Raw genomic sequence first — 17,041 nt, 5'->3', positions numbered from 1 at the left:
GGGTATAATTCACCCCATCTGTCTGGTGACGATGGCAGAGAGGTCACACCTGTTCCCATACCGAACACAGAAGTTAAGCTCTCTAGCGCCGATGGTAGTTGGACTGACGTCCCGCGAGAGTAGGACGTTGCCGGGCAGAAATATGCGATGAGCCGCACCGAGACCGTTCAGGTCTCTTTTTTTTGTGTTCTTTTAAGGAATGTTTAAAATAACAAGTGTCAGTGTTACAATCTACATGGCTAGTTAATTGATAGTTAAAGGAGAGAACTTCATGAATCCTATTACAGATCGGCTTAAAGTATACGCTAAGGAAGCGATTTCTCTTCACGTTCCTGGTCATCATAATGGTACAATCGGCGGCCTTGACCTTAATATTGCGTATGATATGACTGAAATTACTGGCCTTGATGATTATCATCATCCTGAAGCCATCATTAAACAAAGCGAATTATCTTTAAAGCGTCATCATAGTTACCAGTCCCGTTATATAGTGAATGGAACGACAACAGGTATTCTTGCTGTACTGCAGAGCATTACTCCTGAATCATCGGTAGCAATTATGAGAAATGTTCATAAGTCTGTTTTTAATGGTCTGTCACTCGCTGGACTTAACGCTTATATTTTACCGACTGCTCTATCATCCCTTTCTAATCAATACTCACATATCGACCTCTCCTTAATTGATGAGTCGCACTTACAAGATGTAAAACTTGCTGTGCTGACTTATCCTAATTATTTTGGTGAGATTTATAATATCAAGGAAGTTATCCAGTTCTTTCACGAGCGTGATATAGAGGTCCTTGTGGATGAAGCTCATGGTGCACATTTTGGAATTGCTGCTGGATTTCCCGTATCTGCTGTTCACTATGGTGCTGATTATGTCGTTCAGTCTTACCATAAAACACTTCCAGCATTGACAATGGGCTCCGTCATACATATTCATCAACAAGGAAAGCTGAAGGAACAAGTACTTCGTTATTTATCGGTGCTGCAAACATCAAGCCCGTCTTATTTACTGCTATCGAGTCTTGAACAGGCACACCACTTTTATCTTCAGTATGATGCGCGCGCGTTCTGGCAGAAGCGTGAGTTGTTCATCAGGAAATTAAGTGAAAAGTTTGAAGTCATTGAAGTGGATGATCCACTTAAACTGCTGATCCGACAGGAAGGGTATTCAGGAAGTGAACTACAGGCACTGCTTGAGGCACAGTTCATTTATACGGAACTTGCTACATTGACTGATGTCCTGTTAGTGCTGCCGCTGTGGCATCATGAGGATCAGTTTCCGTTCGCTAGACTGCTGTCATTAATTGAAGGAATTGAAGTTGTCCCTAGAACTCGTGTCAGTAAAGTATTAGAAAAGAATGAATTAACTGCAGTAGCAGGATTTTTTAAACCTGTTGAAGGTACAGAGCGCCGAGTAGCGTTAATAGCAGGAATCGGCCATTATATAGCTGAAGCGCTAATTCCATATCCACCGGGTATCCCGTTTGTGCTAGCCGGCGAAAAACTGACGTCTACGCATATTGCTGAACTTGAAAAGTACACTGCACAGGGTATTCGGATTCATGGTATGATGGACGGTAAGATAACGATAGTTGAGTGAGGGGTAATATGAGTTTATTTATAACGTTTGAAGGTCCTGAAGGTTCAGGTAAATCGTCGGTGCTGACAGCAGTTGCTGCGCGTCTTCATAAGGAGTATCCTGTTGTTACGACGCGTGAACCCGGCGGTATTAGAATTAGTGAATCAATCCGGGAACTGCTGCTCGATGAAAAAAATGACATGGATTACCGGACAGAAGCATTATTGTTTGCTGCAAGCCGTAGACAGCATCTCGTTGAAAAGGTGCTGCCGGCGCTCTTAGCAGGAAAATTAGTACTTTGTGACCGGTTTATTGACAGTTCTCTCGCCTATCAGGGCTATGCCCGTGGTGTCGGTTTGGAAGATATATTAAAGATCAATGAATTTGCTATCGAATCTCATTTTCCTGATCTGACACTCTATTTACGTGTAGCACCTGCAATAGGACTTGACCGTATTGCATCAAACAACCGGGAGATGAACCGTCTTGATAAGGAGACATTGTCATTCCACGAAAAAGTTTCTGCCGGCTATGATCTGATTGCTGAGAACTATCCGGACCGAGTTGTCAGTGTCGATGCATCGCGTCCACTTGAAGAAGTGATTGAAACGGTCTATAATATCATCATCAAAAAATTGAAATAGTTATGTTATAATGTGACTGAGGTGTTTACTATGAAAATGGTTATAGCAATTGTCCAGGACCAGGACAGCCAGAACTTAATGAGTCAGTTAACAAAACATGATTTCAGAACGACGAAACTTGCAACAACAGGTGGATTTTTACGTGCCGGGAATACAACTTTCCTGACAGGTGTCGAAGACGAGCGTGTCCAGGAGCTGTTATCGTTAATCAATAACACTTGCCGCAACCGTGATCAACTCGTGTCTCCGGTGACGCCGATGAGTGGTAATGTGGATAATTACATTCCTTACCCAGTTGAAGTAGAAGTCGGTGGTGCTACAGTGTTTGTTATGCCGATTGAACAATTCCATCAATTTTAACAAGCTGCAGCCATGCAGCTTTTTCAATATAACGGAGGATTTATGAATAAACAACTCCAGCAGTTAGTAACCACACAAAAATTATCACATGCTTACTTGATAGAAGGCACACAGCGTACGGCGCTCAAAGATGAAGCCTTGCAGTTTGCTGCAGAAATATTAGGAACAGACGATACAGCCCGTTCCCGTGTCTATCAACATAATCATTCAGACTTCTACTGGCTGGAAACAGATGACCAGACGATCAAAAAAGAAATGATAGAAGAAGTACTGCACCGGATGAACCAGAAGCCGGTAGAAGGGCAGTATAAAGTGTATGTCATTGTCGATTTCGATAAAGTGACTGTGCAGGGCGAGAACTCGATCCTTAAGTTTCTTGAGGAGCCGCCGCCCAATACAATTGCGCTGCTGCTGACGACAAAGTCAGGCGGAATCCTCCCGACGATTCATTCGCGCTGTCAGCATATTACGGTGACGGCACAGTCAAATAGCGTCATCCGCACGGCGCTCATGAACGGTGGAATTAATGACGGGCTAGCAGCAACACTTGCTGCGCTGTCATTCGGTGAAGAAGAAGCCATGCAGTGGATGGAAGAAAAAGAATTTAGTGAACTGCGCACAGCCGTGTTAAAATGGGCAGATACAATGATGGCAGACAGCAGAATGGGGCTTGTCCACATCGTGGAACTGCTGCAGACAGTTTCTGAACGTGAGCAGCAGTTGCTCGCACTTGATATGCTTCAGCTTTATTTCCAGGATGTCATGTACATTAAGCTCAACAACGACCAGTTGAGTTTTCCTGACCACAAGCCGAAGCTGGAGACTGTCGGCCGTGACATGTCGCTCGCCCGATGCGTTCAGTGGATTGATGTGATCTTGTTAAGTAAAAGAAATTTACTGCAATATGTCAGCCCGATGCTGGTGTTCGAGTATATTGCCATTCAAATCGCGAAAGAGGTGAAATAGTTGATAGAAGTCATCGGTATTAAATACCATAAAGCAGATAAAACAGAATACTTCATCCCGAATAATGAACAGTATAGATTAAATGATTATGTCGTCGTAGATTCAAAACGCGGCCAGGAACTTGCGCGTGTCGTTATCGGTAACCGTCAAGTGGAGGAAACAGACATTGTCATGCCCGTTCCGACGATTAAACGCCGTGCGACAGTAGCAGATATGATGAAGTACGAATCGAATATGCAGGAAGCGGACGCTGCTTTCAGGCGCTGTAAAGAGCTGGTCAAAAAGCACCGGCTGGATATGTATTTAGTCAACGCAGTATATACGCTCGATAAAGGAAAAATCATTTTTAACTTTACAGCGAACGAACGGATTGATTTCAGGGAACTGGTCAAAAGTCTGGCGTTTGAACTGAAAACACGTATTGAGCTTAGACAGATTGGTGTGCGTGATGAAGCGAAAATTCTCGGAGGCATCGGACCATGCGGCCGCAGTCTCTGCTGCTCAACTTACCTCGGTGATTTTGAACCAGTATCGATTAAGATGGCAAAAGATCAGAACTTGTCACTGAATCCGACGAAGATTTCCGGTGCGTGCGGCAGATTGATGTGCTGCTTGAAATATGAAAATGATTATTACGAAGAAACGAGAAGAAAGCTGCCGGATATCGGCGATAAAATCAATACGCCGGAAGGCCCTGGTAAAGTCATCGCACTTAACATTCTTGATGTAACGATGCAGGTGAAAGTTCAGGGTATGGAACAGCCGCTTGAATATCATATCGATGAAATCAATGCATAAGGAATGATGAAGGTGAATCGAGACGAGTTATTGAATAAAATTATGGAGCTTGAACATCAGATGAACGGGCTGCAGCAAGGTTTCACGCAGCTGAAGCAGCAGACGGTCGATCTGGTCGAAGAGAATGTAGCGTTGAAGCTTGAACGCGACAACATGCAGCGGATGATTCAGTCGCCGAAAAACCAGCCGAAGAAGATGAAGGCGCTGCAGAGTAAAGATAATCTGGCGATGCTTTATGCGGAAGGCTTTCATATATGCAGAGGTGAGCTGTTCGGCAAGCACCGCGGCGGTGGTGACTGCATATTCTGCCTCAGCCTGCTGGATTCAGATTAAAAGGGCAGCCATGCCTTTTTTTCTTGGAGGAAAATATGCTTAAAGAGAATGAACGTTTTGATCAGTTAATAAAGGAAGGCCTGGAGATCATTCAGAACGACGCAGTCTTCTCCTTTTCGACCGATGCACTGCTGCTCGGTCATTTCGTGCCGACGCTGAAAAAAGGCCGGGTAATGGATCTGTGCTCAGGGAATGGCATTATACCGCTATTACTCAGCGATGGCTCAAGTTGTGCGATAGATGCCATTGAAATACAGCCGCTGCTTGCGGATATGGCGAAGCGGTCAGTTGCACATAACAGGCTTGACGACAGAATTACGGTCTACGAGATGGATTTAAAAGAAGCGAACCATCTGACGCCGAGCCAGTACGATATTGTTACATGCAACCCGCCGTACTTCAGAGAAAATCAGTCATTCCAGCATTTGAAGGAAGCGCATCGAATAGCACGGCATGAAGTGATGTGCACGCTTGATGACTGCACGCTGGCAGCCCGTCATCTGCTCAAACAGGGGGGCAGGCTGTATATGGTGCACCGTGCAGACCGGCTTGTTGACTGTCTCATATCCATGCGGTCAGCCGGCATGGAGCCGAAGAAGATATGGAATATTTATTCAAAGCCCGAGAAACCTCATGCCGTCACTGTTGTCATTGAAGCATTGAAAGGTGGTAAACCTGACTGCAAAGTGATGCCGCCCTTTTATATTTATGACGGGAACGGAGATTATTCTGCCGAAATGAAAGAGGTATATTATGGATAAACATTATATCTATATATTAAAGTGTAATGATAATACATTATATACAGGTTACACAACAGATCTAGATAAGCGGTTGACCGTTCACAATTCGGGTAAAGGCGCAAAGTATACACGTCATCGGCTGCCCGTCATACGCGTTTATTCAGAGCGTCACCCGACAAAGTCAGCAGCGATGCAGCGTGAATATGCCATTAAGCAGCTGACGAGAAATGAAAAACTACAATTGATCAAGGAGGCAGCACATGAGTACACTTTATCTAGTCGGAACGCCGATCGGTAATCTTGAAGATATGACTTTCCGCGCCGTGCGTATTTTGCAGGAAGTAGATGTCATCGCCTGTGAAGACACGAGAGTGACAGGTAAGCTGACGCATCATTACGACATTAAAACACCGCTTAAAAGTTATCATGAACATAATAAAGATAAGATGACAGCAGTACTAGTCGCTATGCTTGAAGAAGGAAAATCAATCGCTCTCGTGTCAGATGCCGGGCTGCCGCTTATCAGCGACCCGGGTTATGAACTGGTGACTGCCGTCCGGGACAGTGGTCTATCAGTCGTCACAGTGCCGGGCCCGAATGCAGCACTGACCGCGTTGATGACAAGTGGTCTATCTTCTTATTCATTTCTGTTTAATGGTTTCCTGCCCCGCAAAGAATCGGAAAAGCTTGCGAAGCTTAAGTTGTTGATGGAGCAGCCGCATTCTATATTACTATATGAATCACCTTACCGTATTAAAGATACATTGACGACAATCGCGACAGTGGATGAACAGCGGAAAGTCGCCCTGGCAAGAGAACTGACGAAGCGGTATGAGCAGGTCGTGACACTGCCTGTCGGCGAACTGCTGCTAAAGCTTGAGGAAGACATTCCGTTGAAAGGTGAATTTGTCGTCGTCATTGACGGTCAGTATGATAGTATACAGCAGGAACAATGGTGGGATGCGTTGTCGTTGAATGCTCATGTCGATCATTATATCGCAGCAGGACAGTCATCCAAAGATGCGATTAAACAAGTAGCGGTTGACCGGGGAATAAAGAAGCGGGAAGTTTACGAAAGTTTTCATATACAGTCATAAAAAAGCCCCAGCGTTATTACGCCGGGGCCTGATTGATTATTTTGCTGCTTTTTCTTTATCTTGAATTTCTTTGATTAACTGTTCAGCGCCTTCTTTAGAAAGGACAAGCTTGCCGCCTGCTAATAAGTAGTTATCTTCAGAAACATCACCAGTCACTGCACAAGTCATGCTTGGTTTATATTTTTTTAAAATGATTTTATCTGAATCTGTATAAATTTCTAATGCATCTTTTTCTGCGATGTCCAGAATACGACGTAATTCGATTGGAATTACTACACGTCCTAACTCATCAACTTTTCTTACGATTCCTGTTGATTTCATATAAAATAGCCTCCAAAAAATAGTTAGTAATATTTGTTAATTCGACATTTATCTAGACAAATTCGACATTTGACATAGTTAGAATATACTACCATAAATATACAATGTCAATAACTTTGTTTGTATAATAACATTTGTAATAATTGAGTAATATTTTGTATTGATAGTTTAGTATTAAATATGTCGAATTTACATTTAAAGGATATTGAAATATAGGTTTTTTTTCTGTATATTTAATGGATAGAAGAACTGAGGAGGACTACGATGACAAACAAGACTTTTTACGTGACGACACCGATTTATTATCCAAGCGGCAAACTGCATATCGGGCACGCGTATTCTACAGTGGCTGCAGATACGATCGCCCGTTATAAACGGCTGCAAGGGTATGATGTAAGATATTTAACGGGGACTGATGAGCATGGCCAGAAGATCCAGGAGAAAGCTCAGGCAGCAGAAAAACCGGAAATAGAATATTTAAATGAGATCATCACAGATATTCAAGAATTATGGAAGAAGCTTGAAATCTCAAATGATGATTTCATCCGTACAACTGAAGAACGTCATAAAGTAGTCGTTGAGAGAATATTTGAAAGATTGCTGGAGCAGGGTGATATTTACCTCGGTGAATATGAAGGCTGGTATTCTGTGCCTGATGAAACATACTATACAGAGACGCAGCTTGTTGATCCGATTTTTGACGGCGATAAAATCATTGGCGGTAAAAGTCCGGATTCCGGCCACCCGGTAGAGCTTGTGAAAGAAGAGAGCTATTTCTTCAAGCTGAGTAAATATGCAGACCGGCTTGTGCAGTATTATGAAGAGCACCCTGACTTCATTCAGCCGGTATCAAGAAAGAATGAAATGCTGAATAACTTCATCAAGCCTGGACTGGAAGATTTGGCAGTGTCCCGGACATCATTTGACTGGGGTATTAAAGTGCCGTCTAATCCAAAGCACGTTGTCTACGTCTGGATTGATGCACTGACGAATTATATTTCAGCGCTCGGCTACTTATCCGATGACGATGAACTGTTCAAAAAATACTGGCCGGCAGACGTGCATATTATGGCGAAGGAAATTGTCCGTTTCCATACAATCATCTGGCCGATTCTGCTGATGGCGCTTGATCTGCCGCTGCCGAAAAAAGTATTCGCACACGGCTGGATTTTAATGAAAGACGGTAAGATGAGTAAGTCTAAAGGAAATGTTGTCGATCCGCATATTTTGATCGACCGTTACGGCCTCGATGCTGTCCGCTATTATTTAATGCGTGAACTGCCGTTTGGTTCTGATGGTGTCTTTACACCGGAAGCCTTTATCGACCGCACGAACTTTGACCTTGCTAATGATCTCGGTAACTTAGTGAACCGAACGATTGCGATGATTAACAAATACTTTGGCGGTAAATTGTCCGGCTATAACGGGCAGCTGCATGAGAAAGACGCTGAACTTGAAGCGCTTGCCTGTGAGACGAAGAAGCATTATGAGGAAGCGATGGAGACGCTGCAGTTCTCAGTAGCTCTGCAGGAAGTGTGGAAACTGATCAGCCGGACGAACAAATACATCGATGAGACAACACCATGGATTCTTGCAAAAGATGACAGCCAGAAAGAACTGCTCGAAAGTGTGATGTACCATCTGCTTGAAAGCATCCGTTTTGCGGCTGTGCTGTTACGTCCATTCTTAACGAAAGCACCTTATAAAATCTTCGAACAGATGAACTTAACCGACAGCGCGCTACAGGAATTCAGCAGTCTCAGCGCGTTCGGCCAATTAGGTAAAGTTCATGTGACACCGACACCTGCGCCTATTTTCCCGCGTCTGGAAGCGGACAAAGAAGTGGCATTCATCAAGAGTACGATGCAGCCGAAAGTCGAAGCAGTGGAAGCACCGGGTAAGGATGAAATCACGATTGATGTGTTCGACCAAGTAGAACTTAAAGTCGCCACTGTCATTGATGCCGATTACGTGAAAAAAGCGAAAAAGCTGCTTAAAATCCAAGTGGACTTAGGCAGTGAAAAACGCCAGATTGTCTCAGGCATCGCAGAATATTATAAGCCGGAAGATATTATCGGCAAGAAAGTCATCGTCGTGACCAACTTGAAGCCAGTTAATCTGCGCGGTGAACTGTCACAAGGTATGATTCTGTCCGCGGAAAAAGACGGCCAGCTGACATTGGTGAGTGTGCCAAACACTATCGATAACGGCTCAATCGTCAAATAGGAGTGATTCAATGTTAATCGATACGCATGTCCATTTAAACGCCGATCAATATGATGAGGATTTAACAGAAGTCATTGACCGGGCGAGAGCAGCAGGCATTGACCGCATGATTGTCGTAGGTTTTGATGAGAAGACAATCAAACGGACAATGACATTGATTGATGAGCATGACTTCCTCTACGGTGTCATCGGCTGGCATCCAGTAGACGCGATTGATTTTACTGATGACTACTATGAGTGGATTAAAGAACTGGCAAAACACCCGAAAATTGTTGCGCTCGGTGAGATGGGGCTGGATTATCACTGGGATAAATCACCGAAAGATATTCAGAAGACGGTCTTCAAACGCCAGATTGCTCTGGCAAAAGAACTGAAACTGCCGATTGTCATCCACAACAGAGAAGCGACGCAGGACGTCGTCGATATATTAAAATCTGAAAATGCAGCTGAAGTCGGGGGTGTTATGCATAGTTTCAGTAGTTCACCGGAGATGTGCGATGAAGTGCTGAAACTGAACTTCATCATTTCACTGGGCGGCCCTGTGACATTTAAAAATGCGAAGCAGCCGAAAGAAGTGGCGGTGCACGTCCCGCTTGATAAGCTGATTGTTGAAACGGATGCGCCGTATTTAACGCCGCATCCGTACCGCGGCAAGCGGAACGAACCAGCTTACGTCAAGCTGGTCGCAGAACAGATTGCTGAACTCCGGGGCATTAGTTATGAAGAATTAGCAGCCGCTACTACGGCGAATGCTGAACGGTTGTTTAATTTGCAATAAAGTAACGCGCCTCAGTGGCTTTAAAAAGCTGCTGAGGCGCGTTGTTGTACTTGTATAGGTCGTGCATATGGTATAATAGCGCAGGTGATTAATATGAAAATAAATGAAATTGTCATTGTCGAAGGCAAGGATGATACAGTGCGGGTGAAGCAGGCTGTTGACTGCGATACAATCGAGACCAATGGTTCCGCTATTAATGAGAAGACGCTGCAGGCGATTGAACATGCAGCTGAGAAACGCGGTGTCATTATTCTGACGGATCCGGATTACCCGGGAAATAAAATCAGAATGACGATTGAAAAACGCGTGCCTACAGCAAAACAGGCATTTATTGATGCGGCTGTCGCTCGTAATAAGCGCGGCAAGATTGGTGTTGAACATGCGCCGCTGGATGCCATCCGCGATGCGCTGGTCAATATCAGCACACCGTTTGACAGTGATGTGGAAACCGTATCAAAGGAACTGCTTGTTGACCTCGGTCTGATTATGGGACCAGGCGCAAGAGAGCGGCGAAGCAAAGTATGCAACAACTTAAAACTGGGCTACTGCAACGGCAAGCAGTTATTCCACCGCTTAAATGCGTTTGGTGTAACTGAAGAAGATGTGATTGCAGCCTTGAAACATGGAGGATAACATGGAACAGAAAGATATTGCTACACCTGTCCGTACGAAGATGCTGCTTGATAAGTATGGTTTTTCGTTTAAGAAAAGTCTCGGGCAGAATTTTCTCGTTGATACGAATGTCATTAACAACATTATTACAGCGAGCGGCATTACAGAACAATCAGGCGTGATTGAAATCGGCCCGGGCATGGGCTCGCTGACTGAACAGCTGGCAAAACGCGCTAAAAAGGTACTTGCTTTTGAAATTGACCAGCGCCTTATACCGATTCTTGAAGACAGTTTAAGCCCTTATAATAATGTCACTGTCATCAATGAGGATATATTGAAAGCAGACGTCAAGGCAGCAATTGATGAACATTTAACTGACTGTCAGGAGATACTAGTTGTTGCCAATCTGCCGTACTATATTACGACACCCATCTTAATGGGACTACTGGAGCAGCAGCTGCCGATCTCAAGCTATGTCGTCATGATGCAGAAAGAAGTGGGCGAGCGCCTGAGTGCGGTTCCTTCAACTAAAAGCTACGGTTCGCTGTCCATTGCCGTCCAGTATTACACGACTGTGGAAAAAGTGATGGTCGTACCGAAAGGTGTTTTCATGCCGCCGCCGAATGTCGATTCATTAGTTGTTAAACTGACGGCTTTAAATGAGCCTGCTGTAGCGGTGAACGATGAGCAGCTGTTCTTTAAGCTGACACGCGGTGCATTTGTACAGCGTCGTAAAACGATACTCAACAACTATATGTCGCTGTTTCAAAACAGCAAAGAACATAAGGAAGACATTATCAGCTGGCTTGAGCGTTCCGGTATAGCACCGTCACGCCGTGGTGAAAGTTTGACATTACAGGAATTCTCGGAATTATCTAATAATTTTGACAAATTTTCGAATCTTTCGATATAAATCTATTGACAATACCTGCAGTAGTTGATAAAATTAAAAATTTGTTTGACTAATTACCCAAAAAATGCTATAATTTCAACTATAGCGAGGTGGGTCAATATGCCAAAGACATTAATAGACATCAAAAAAATTCTTGATTGTCAGTTAGGAAATCGTATTGTACTTAGAGCTAATGGAGGCCGTAAGAAGTTAATTGAGCGCAGTGGCGTACTCAAAGAAACTTATCCATCAGTATTTATTGTAGAACTCGATCAGGATAAACATAATTTTGAGCGCGTGTCTTATACATACACTGATGTATTAACTGAGAATGTTCAGGTCACTTTTGTCAACGAAAACCAAGAAGAGTTTCTTGTTCAATAATTTATGTGAGTCAGCACAGCCTATCCCGGCTGTGCTTTTTTCTTTATCATAAATCGCTGTACCGGTCATTTATAACTTATGGTAAACTTGTACTAATAATTTTAAGTGAGGACGACTAATGATTTATGAAAATGCACCGGCGAAAATAAATTTGACCTTAGATACATTATATAAACGTGATGACGGCTATCATGAAGTCGAGATGGTCATGACAACAGTGGATCTAAATGACCGCCTGTCTTTTGAAAAGCGCAAAGATAAAAAAATCGTGCTGAAAATCGAGCACAGGTATGTACCGAACGATCATAGAAATCTGGCCTATAAGGCGGCGCAGCTGATGATGGAGCGTTACCAGCTGCAGCAGGGGGTCACTATTACACTCGATAAATCGATTCCGATTGCCGCTGGGCTTGCTGGCGGCTCCAGTGATGCGGCAGCGGCATTCCGCGGGATGAACCGTCTTTTCGACTTGAATCTGCCGCTTGAGACACTGAGTGAACTCGCCGCTGAAATCGGTTCTGATATTTCCTTCTGTATTTACGGCCGGACGGCCCTATGCAAAGGACGCGGTGAACAGCTGACACAGCTGCCGAAACCACCGGCATCATGGGTCGTACTCGCAAAACCGGATATCAGCGTATCAACTGCAGACGTGTACGGCGCACTGCAGCTTGATGATAACGACGATGCTATACCGACTGGCCAATGTATCACTGCCATAAAAACCGGTGATTATAATCTGCTGGTCAACAGCCTCGGCAATGATCTTGAGAAAGTGACGATAGCTATGCATCCAGTCATTAAGACGTTGAAAGAAACGATGCTGAAAAGCGGTGCGGACGCTGCCTTGATGAGTGGAAGCGGTCCGACTGTTTATGGTCTGATGAGCAAGGAGCGCCAGGCAAAAAGCGTGGTCAACGCATTAAAAGGCTGCTGCAAAGAAGTTTATATGGTAAGATTGCTCGGATAATATTGTAAAACCGAACATTTATGTTATATTATACATAAAATATGCGTAAATGAGGGTTTTATATGAAGTTTAAAAGAAGTGAACGTATTGTCTTTATGACAAGCTATTTGCTGAGCCATCCAAATGAACTAGTCCCATTGACATTTTTTGTCCAGAAGTTTGAGCAGGCAAAATCATCCATTAGTGAGGACATTCAAATCATTAAAGAAACTTTCCAGAAAGAGGAAGTGGGCATTGTGACGACAACTGCCGGTGCAAGCGGCGGCGTTACTTTTATGCCGAAGATGTACCGAAAAGAAGCAGAAGCACTGATTGCCTACTTATGTGAGATGCTGCAGGAGAAAGAACGCCTTCTGCCCGGCGGCTATTTATTCATGTCCGATTTAGTCGGTAATCCGCGGCTGCTCGGTCAAGTTGGTGAGCTCATTGCAACGATGTATATGGGCCGGGAAGTCGATGCAGTCGTGACGATTGCGACAAAAGGGATATCGCTTGCAAACGCCGTGGCGAATATTATGAATGTGCCGGTCGTTGTCATCCGGAAAGATAACAAAGTGACAGAAGGCTCAACAGTGTCAATCAACTATGTCTCCGGTTCGTCGAGAAAAATCGAAACAATGGTGCTGTCAAAGCGTACACTGCCTGAAGGCTCGAACGTCTTAATCGTCGATGATTTTATGCGTGCCGGCGGCTCTATCACAGGTGTCATGAATTTGATGAGCGAGTTTAAAGCGCAAGTAATCGGGGTATCTGTACTTGTAGAATCGAAAGAGGTCAAACATCGCTTAATTGAAGATTATACTTCCTTAGTAAAGTTATCAGACGTAGATGAATATAATCAGTCGTTCACAGTTGAAGAAGGCAATTGCCTGGAACGGTTTAAATAAAGGAGCTCACAACATGAAAACAGTTTTTTCTAAACAAGCACCGGAAGCCATTGGACCATATTGTCACGCAGTTGTCGTGAATAACATGGTATATACCAGCGGACAGATTCCTTTAACACTGGAAGGTTCAATCGTCAGCGATGATGTAAGAGACCAGACAGAGCAAGTTCTTGTCAATCTTAAGGCTGTGCTGGAAGATAGCGGTGCATCGCTGGATACAGTAGTAAAGACAACGATATTTATCAGTGATATGAATGACTTTCCTGTCATCAATGAAGTATACGGTACGTATTTTAATGAGCATCTGCCGGCAAGAAGCTGTGTGGAAGTCAGCCGTCTACCAAAAGATGTTAAAGTCGAGATTGAGGCAGTAGCTCTAGTCCATTAAGCGATAATTGATGGTTTTATATACAGATAGGGGGCTTACTGAAGTGAAAGTTACAGACGTGAGGTTGAGAAAAATAGATGCAGATGGTCGCATGAAAGCATTAGTATCCATTACACTTGATGAAGCATTTGTTATTCATGATCTCCGGGTGATTGAAGGCAACTCAGGACTGTTTGTTGCAATGCCGAGTAAGCGGACACCAGACGGAGAATTCAGAGATATCGCGCATCCTATCAACAGTGAGATGCGACAGGAGATACAACAGGCTGTAATGAAAGTGTACGAGGAAATCGAAATAGAGAACTACCGGACGACAACCGCTGATGAGCCGATTCAGACTTTTGACCAGTCTAGTGCTGCAACAAGCGAAGAAGTGCCTGACTTATTAGAAGCAGACTCTACTACAACAGCCGCTGAAGATTTAACCCATTAATCATGATTAGGACAACATCACTTGGAAAAGTGATGTTTTTTTAGTTATAAAGCGGAATGTCATAGGCATCATCTATACGTAACGACTGATAGTTCTTGAAAGTCACATAGTGATTAAATTATAATAGGAATAAAGTGAATTATGGAGGCGCTCTTTATGAATAGACAAGCAATCATTCTGGCGGCAGGAAAAGGGACACGTATGAAATCCAAGATGTACAAAGTACTGCATCCTGTCTGTGGTAAGCCGATGGTGAAACATGTTCTTGATAATATCCGCGGTGCCGGCGTATCGGAAGTCGTCACCATTGTTGGACATGGCGCAGAGCAGGTGCAGGAAGTACTTGCCGGAGAATCAAAGTTCAGCCGGCAGGAAGAACAGCTAGGTACGGCCCATGCTGTGGCAATGGCGCAGGAACATTTAGGAGAACATACGGGCACAACAGTCGTCATTTGTGGAGACACACCGTTAATTTCTGAAGAGACAATCAGCAGCTTTATCGCTCATCACGAAAACAGCGGTGCTAAAGCAACGATTTTGTCAGCGGTGACGAATCAGCCGTTCGGTTACGGCCGGATTATCCGTGATGACCATAACAATGTCGTCAAGATTGTTGAAGAAAAAGATGCCTCGTTGGAAGAGAAGCTGGTTTCGGAAATTAGTTCCGGCACGTTCTGTTTTGATAATGCCGCTTTATTTGAGAAACTTGCGCAAGTATCCAACGACAATGCGCAGGGAGAATACTATCTGCCTGATGTGATTCAGCTGCTGCAGGCTGATGGCGAGAAGGTAGAAGCATATATTACCGAAGATTTTGATGAGACATTAGGCGTTAATGACAGAGTCTACTTAGCAAAGGCTGAACGTCTGATGAGAAAACGTATTAACGACCGCCACATGATGAACGGCGTCACATTGATCGATCCGGAGACGACTTATATTGATGCAGATGTTGTCATCGGAGCAGACACCGTTGTTTACCCGGGGACTGTCCTTGCAGGTCAGACAATTATCGGTGAAGACGTGTTTATCAGTGCTAACTGTGATATTAAAGACAGCACGATCGGCGACAGAGCACAGATTAAACAGTCTGTAGTGACAGCGTCTATCATCGGTGAAGACACGACAGTTGGTCCGTATGCTCAGCTGAGACCAGGCAGTAAACTTGGCAAAGCCGTTAAAGTAGGAAACTTTGTGGAGATCAAGAAATCGCAACTGGATGATGAAGCAAAAGTTTCTCATCTGAGCTATATTGGTGATGCGACAGTCGGGGCTCGGACGAATATCGGCTGCGGCGCTATCACCGTCAATTACGATGGTATTAATAAATTCAAGACAACAATCGGTAAAGATGCGTTTATCGGCTGCAACTCAAATCTTGTAGCGCCTGTGACAATCGGTGACGAGTCATTTATTGCGGCCGGCTCGACGATTACAGAGAACGTACCCGAGTCAAGCCTCGCACTTGGCCGGGCGCGCCAGACGACTAAAGAAGGATACTACAAAAAATAATAAGCAGGACTATGATGGGGGCTAATATGATGTTGAAGAATGAATATAAGAATTCAAAGTTAAAGATTTTTTCGTTGAACGGGAACCCGGCACTAGCAGAAGAGATCGCCGGATACGTAGGCATTCCTCTCGGGAAATGCAGCGTTAAAAGTTTCAGTGATGGTGAAGTACAGATTAATATCGAAGAAAGTATCCGCGGCTGTGACGTCTTCATCGTTCAACCAACTTCAAATCCAGTCAACGAACATCTGATGGAACTATTGATTATGATTGATGCACTGAAACGTGCTTCAGCAGCGACAATCAATGTACTGATGCCTTATTACGGCTACGCGCGTCAGGACCGTAAAGCGAGAAGTCGTGAGCCGATCACTGCGAAGCTTGTAGCAGATATGATTGAAAAAGCAGGAGCCGACCGCGTTATTGCGCTCGACCTGCATGCGCCTCAGATTCAAGGATTCTTCAACATTCCTATTGACCACTTAATGGGTGTGCCGATTCTGTCCGACTACTTTCTTGGTAAACATGATATCGACCTTGCAGAAACGGTCGTTGTCTCGCCTGACCACGGTGGTGTGACACGTGCCCGTAAAATGGCTGACCGTCTAAAAGCGCCGATTGCTATCATCGACAAACGTCGTCCAAAGCCGAACGTAGCAGAAGTGATGAATATTGTCGGTGATATTAACGGTAAAACAGCGATTATTATCGATGACATCATCGATACTGCAGGAACGATTACTTTAGCCGCTCAAGCATTAATTGATAAAGGAGCGAAAGAAGTATATGCGTGCTGTACGCACCCAGTCTTGTCAGGACCTGCTTATGAACGAATTGAAGGTTCAGCCATTAAAGAACTCGTTGTAACTAACTCTATTGTCTTACCTGAAGCAAACCGACCAGCTAAAATCAAGCAGCTGTCTGTCGGTGAACTTCTCGCTCAAGCGATTATCCGTGTCTACGAACAAGAATCTGTCAGCGTCCTGTTTGATTAATTCTCTATCAATGTTTACCCCCGTGAAAACGGGGGTATATTTATTTCATGAACGATAAAAAACATTCTGCAAGCAGGTTAACACAACTGATGGGCAAATGTAGGAGCGCTAGTAGTG

The 17,041-nt window shown here is 44.2% G+C and carries 21 protein-coding genes and 1 rRNA gene; 21 read left to right on the top strand and 1 reads right to left on the bottom strand.

Annotated elements, in window-relative coordinates; genetic code table 11:
* The first annotated feature begins 21 nt into the window (after positions 1-21).
* From rrf to rsmI, 10 genes are all read left to right on the top strand, one after another.
* Positions 22-136 (top strand): 5S ribosomal RNA (gene rrf / locus ERX35_RS10930).
* Positions 137-271: 135 nt separating this feature from the next.
* A complete protein-coding gene (locus tag ERX35_RS10925; protein WP_149459923.1) occupies positions 272-1,606 on the top strand; it encodes an aminotransferase class I/II-fold pyridoxal phosphate-dependent enzyme in 1,335 nt (444 codons plus the stop codon).
* A gap of 8 nt (positions 1,607-1,614) precedes the next feature.
* Positions 1,615-2,229: a dTMP kinase gene (gene tmk / locus ERX35_RS10920; RefSeq protein WP_149459922.1), complete on the top strand. Its 615-nt coding sequence runs from the start codon at positions 1,615-1,617 to the stop codon at positions 2,227-2,229.
* A gap of 30 nt (positions 2,230-2,259) precedes the next feature.
* Positions 2,260-2,589 carry a cyclic-di-AMP receptor gene (locus ERX35_RS10915; protein ID WP_149459921.1) on the top strand — a complete coding sequence of 110 codons (330 nt, stop codon included), beginning with the start codon at positions 2,260-2,262 and terminating at the stop codon, positions 2,587-2,589.
* Between the two features lie 42 nt (positions 2,590-2,631).
* Positions 2,632-3,555 (top strand): DNA polymerase III subunit delta', encoded by a 924-nt coding sequence (locus ERX35_RS10910; protein ID WP_170234619.1) that lies wholly within the window; start codon positions 2,632-2,634, stop codon positions 3,553-3,555.
* Positions 3,556-4,353 (top strand): PSP1 domain-containing protein, encoded by a 798-nt coding sequence (locus ERX35_RS10905; protein ID WP_149459919.1) that lies wholly within the window; start codon positions 3,556-3,558, stop codon positions 4,351-4,353.
* A gap of 12 nt (positions 4,354-4,365) precedes the next feature.
* Positions 4,366-4,686, top strand: a complete 321-nt coding sequence (yabA, locus tag ERX35_RS10900) for a DNA replication initiation control protein YabA (RefSeq protein WP_149459918.1) — start codon at positions 4,366-4,368, stop codon at positions 4,684-4,686.
* A gap of 35 nt (positions 4,687-4,721) precedes the next feature.
* Positions 4,722-5,447: a tRNA1(Val) (adenine(37)-N6)-methyltransferase gene (locus ERX35_RS10895; RefSeq protein WP_149459917.1), complete on the top strand. Its 726-nt coding sequence runs from the start codon at positions 4,722-4,724 to the stop codon at positions 5,445-5,447.
* Positions 5,440-5,727: a GIY-YIG nuclease family protein gene (locus ERX35_RS10890; protein ID WP_149459916.1), complete on the top strand. Its 288-nt coding sequence runs from the start codon at positions 5,440-5,442 to the stop codon at positions 5,725-5,727. The genes ERX35_RS10895 and ERX35_RS10890 overlap by 8 nt, the downstream gene beginning before the upstream one ends.
* A complete protein-coding gene (gene rsmI, locus ERX35_RS10885; RefSeq protein ID WP_149459915.1) occupies positions 5,690-6,526 on the top strand; it encodes a 16S rRNA (cytidine(1402)-2'-O)-methyltransferase in 837 nt (278 codons plus the stop codon). The genes ERX35_RS10890 and rsmI overlap by 38 nt, the downstream gene beginning before the upstream one ends.
* A 36-nt stretch (positions 6,527-6,562) precedes the next feature.
* On the opposite strand, the gene ERX35_RS10880 is transcribed toward rsmI, so the two are convergent.
* The gene (locus ERX35_RS10880; RefSeq protein WP_133444398.1) at positions 6,563-6,847 is read right to left on the bottom strand and encodes a transition state genes transcriptional regulator AbrB; all 285 of its coding nucleotides are present in this window, start codon (positions 6,845-6,847) and stop codon (positions 6,563-6,565) included.
* Positions 6,848-7,111: 264 nt separating this feature from the next.
* Between ERX35_RS10880 and metG the strand changes: the two genes are divergently transcribed.
* The 11 genes from metG to ERX35_RS10825 all read left to right on the top strand — a co-directional run bounded on the left by metG (position 7,112) and on the right by ERX35_RS10825 (position 16,924).
* Entirely contained in the window at positions 7,112-9,073 is a 1,962-nt protein-coding gene (gene metG / locus ERX35_RS10875; protein ID WP_149459914.1) for a methionine--tRNA ligase, read from the top strand.
* 10 nt (positions 9,074-9,083) lie between these two features.
* On the top strand, positions 9,084-9,851 hold the full coding sequence (locus ERX35_RS10870; protein WP_149459913.1) for a TatD family hydrolase: 768 nt from the start codon (positions 9,084-9,086) through the stop codon (positions 9,849-9,851).
* A gap of 93 nt (positions 9,852-9,944) precedes the next feature.
* The gene (rnmV, locus tag ERX35_RS10865) at positions 9,945-10,484 is read left to right on the top strand and encodes a ribonuclease M5 (protein WP_149459912.1); all 540 of its coding nucleotides are present in this window, start codon (positions 9,945-9,947) and stop codon (positions 10,482-10,484) included.
* Between the two features lies 1 nt (position 10,485).
* Positions 10,486-11,376 (top strand): 16S rRNA (adenine(1518)-N(6)/adenine(1519)-N(6))-dimethyltransferase RsmA, encoded by an 891-nt coding sequence (rsmA, locus tag ERX35_RS10860; RefSeq protein ID WP_149459911.1) that lies wholly within the window; start codon positions 10,486-10,488, stop codon positions 11,374-11,376.
* Between the two features lie 99 nt (positions 11,377-11,475).
* The gene (gene veg / locus ERX35_RS10855) at positions 11,476-11,739 is read left to right on the top strand and encodes a biofilm formation stimulator Veg (RefSeq protein ID WP_133444403.1); all 264 of its coding nucleotides are present in this window, start codon (positions 11,476-11,478) and stop codon (positions 11,737-11,739) included.
* 118 nt (positions 11,740-11,857) lie between these two features.
* Positions 11,858-12,709 (top strand): 4-(cytidine 5'-diphospho)-2-C-methyl-D-erythritol kinase, encoded by an 852-nt coding sequence (gene ispE / locus ERX35_RS10850; protein ID WP_149459910.1) that lies wholly within the window; start codon positions 11,858-11,860, stop codon positions 12,707-12,709.
* Positions 12,710-12,771: 62 nt separating this feature from the next.
* Entirely contained in the window at positions 12,772-13,596 is an 825-nt protein-coding gene (gene purR, locus ERX35_RS10845; protein WP_149459909.1) for a pur operon repressor, read from the top strand.
* Positions 13,597-13,609: 13 nt separating this feature from the next.
* The gene (locus ERX35_RS10840) at positions 13,610-13,984 is read left to right on the top strand and encodes a RidA family protein (RefSeq protein WP_149459908.1); all 375 of its coding nucleotides are present in this window, start codon (positions 13,610-13,612) and stop codon (positions 13,982-13,984) included.
* A 43-nt stretch (positions 13,985-14,027) separates the two neighbouring features.
* Positions 14,028-14,417 (top strand): septation regulator SpoVG, encoded by a 390-nt coding sequence (gene spoVG, locus ERX35_RS10835; RefSeq protein WP_149459907.1) that lies wholly within the window; start codon positions 14,028-14,030, stop codon positions 14,415-14,417.
* Positions 14,418-14,573: 156 nt separating this feature from the next.
* Entirely contained in the window at positions 14,574-15,929 is a 1,356-nt protein-coding gene (gene glmU / locus ERX35_RS10830; protein WP_149459906.1) for a bifunctional UDP-N-acetylglucosamine diphosphorylase/glucosamine-1-phosphate N-acetyltransferase GlmU, read from the top strand.
* Between the two features lie 29 nt (positions 15,930-15,958).
* Complete coding sequence (locus ERX35_RS10825) at positions 15,959-16,924, top strand: ribose-phosphate diphosphokinase (RefSeq protein WP_149459905.1); 966 nt, start codon at positions 15,959-15,961, stop codon at positions 16,922-16,924.
* Positions 16,925-17,041: the final 117 nt, after the last annotated feature.

The sequence above is a fragment of the Macrococcus equipercicus genome, assembly GCF_004359525.2.
Lineage (GTDB): Bacteria > Bacillota > Bacilli > Staphylococcales > Staphylococcaceae > Macrococcus > Macrococcus equipercicus.
The sequence above is the reverse complement of the archived record's forward strand: the minus strand, read 5'-3'. Positions and strand labels throughout refer to the sequence as shown.

Coding starts and splice junctions, on each gene's coding strand:
- rnmV (WP_149459912.1), top strand. CDS start 9,945: ATGAAAATAAATGAAATTGTCATTGTCGAAGGCAAGGATGATACAGTG.
- purR (WP_149459909.1), top strand. CDS start 12,772: ATGAAGTTTAAAAGAAGTGAACGTATTGTCTTTATGACAAGCTATTTG.
- ERX35_RS10895 (WP_149459917.1), top strand. CDS start 4,722: ATGCTTAAAGAGAATGAACGTTTTGATCAGTTAATAAAGGAAGGCCTG.
- ispE (WP_149459910.1), top strand. CDS start 11,858: ATGATTTATGAAAATGCACCGGCGAAAATAAATTTGACCTTAGATACA.
- ERX35_RS10915 (WP_149459921.1), top strand. CDS start 2,260: ATGAAAATGGTTATAGCAATTGTCCAGGACCAGGACAGCCAGAACTTA.
- rsmI (WP_149459915.1), top strand. CDS start 5,690: ATGAGTACACTTTATCTAGTCGGAACGCCGATCGGTAATCTTGAAGAT.
- rsmA (WP_149459911.1), top strand. CDS start 10,486: ATGGAACAGAAAGATATTGCTACACCTGTCCGTACGAAGATGCTGCTT.
- glmU (WP_149459906.1), top strand. CDS start 14,574: ATGAATAGACAAGCAATCATTCTGGCGGCAGGAAAAGGGACACGTATG.
- ERX35_RS10890 (WP_149459916.1), top strand. CDS start 5,440: ATGGATAAACATTATATCTATATATTAAAGTGTAATGATAATACATTA.
- ERX35_RS10910 (WP_170234619.1), top strand. CDS start 2,632: ATGAATAAACAACTCCAGCAGTTAGTAACCACACAAAAATTATCACAT.
- ERX35_RS10925 (WP_149459923.1), top strand. CDS start 272: ATGAATCCTATTACAGATCGGCTTAAAGTATACGCTAAGGAAGCGATT.
- ERX35_RS10880 (WP_133444398.1), bottom strand. CDS start 6,847: ATGAAATCAACAGGAATCGTAAGAAAAGTTGATGAGTTAGGACGTGTA.
- metG (WP_149459914.1), top strand. CDS start 7,112: ATGACAAACAAGACTTTTTACGTGACGACACCGATTTATTATCCAAGC.
- ERX35_RS10825 (WP_149459905.1), top strand. CDS start 15,959: ATGTTGAAGAATGAATATAAGAATTCAAAGTTAAAGATTTTTTCGTTG.
- veg (WP_133444403.1), top strand. CDS start 11,476: ATGCCAAAGACATTAATAGACATCAAAAAAATTCTTGATTGTCAGTTA.
- ERX35_RS10840 (WP_149459908.1), top strand. CDS start 13,610: ATGAAAACAGTTTTTTCTAAACAAGCACCGGAAGCCATTGGACCATAT.
- ERX35_RS10870 (WP_149459913.1), top strand. CDS start 9,084: ATGTTAATCGATACGCATGTCCATTTAAACGCCGATCAATATGATGAG.
- tmk (WP_149459922.1), top strand. CDS start 1,615: ATGAGTTTATTTATAACGTTTGAAGGTCCTGAAGGTTCAGGTAAATCG.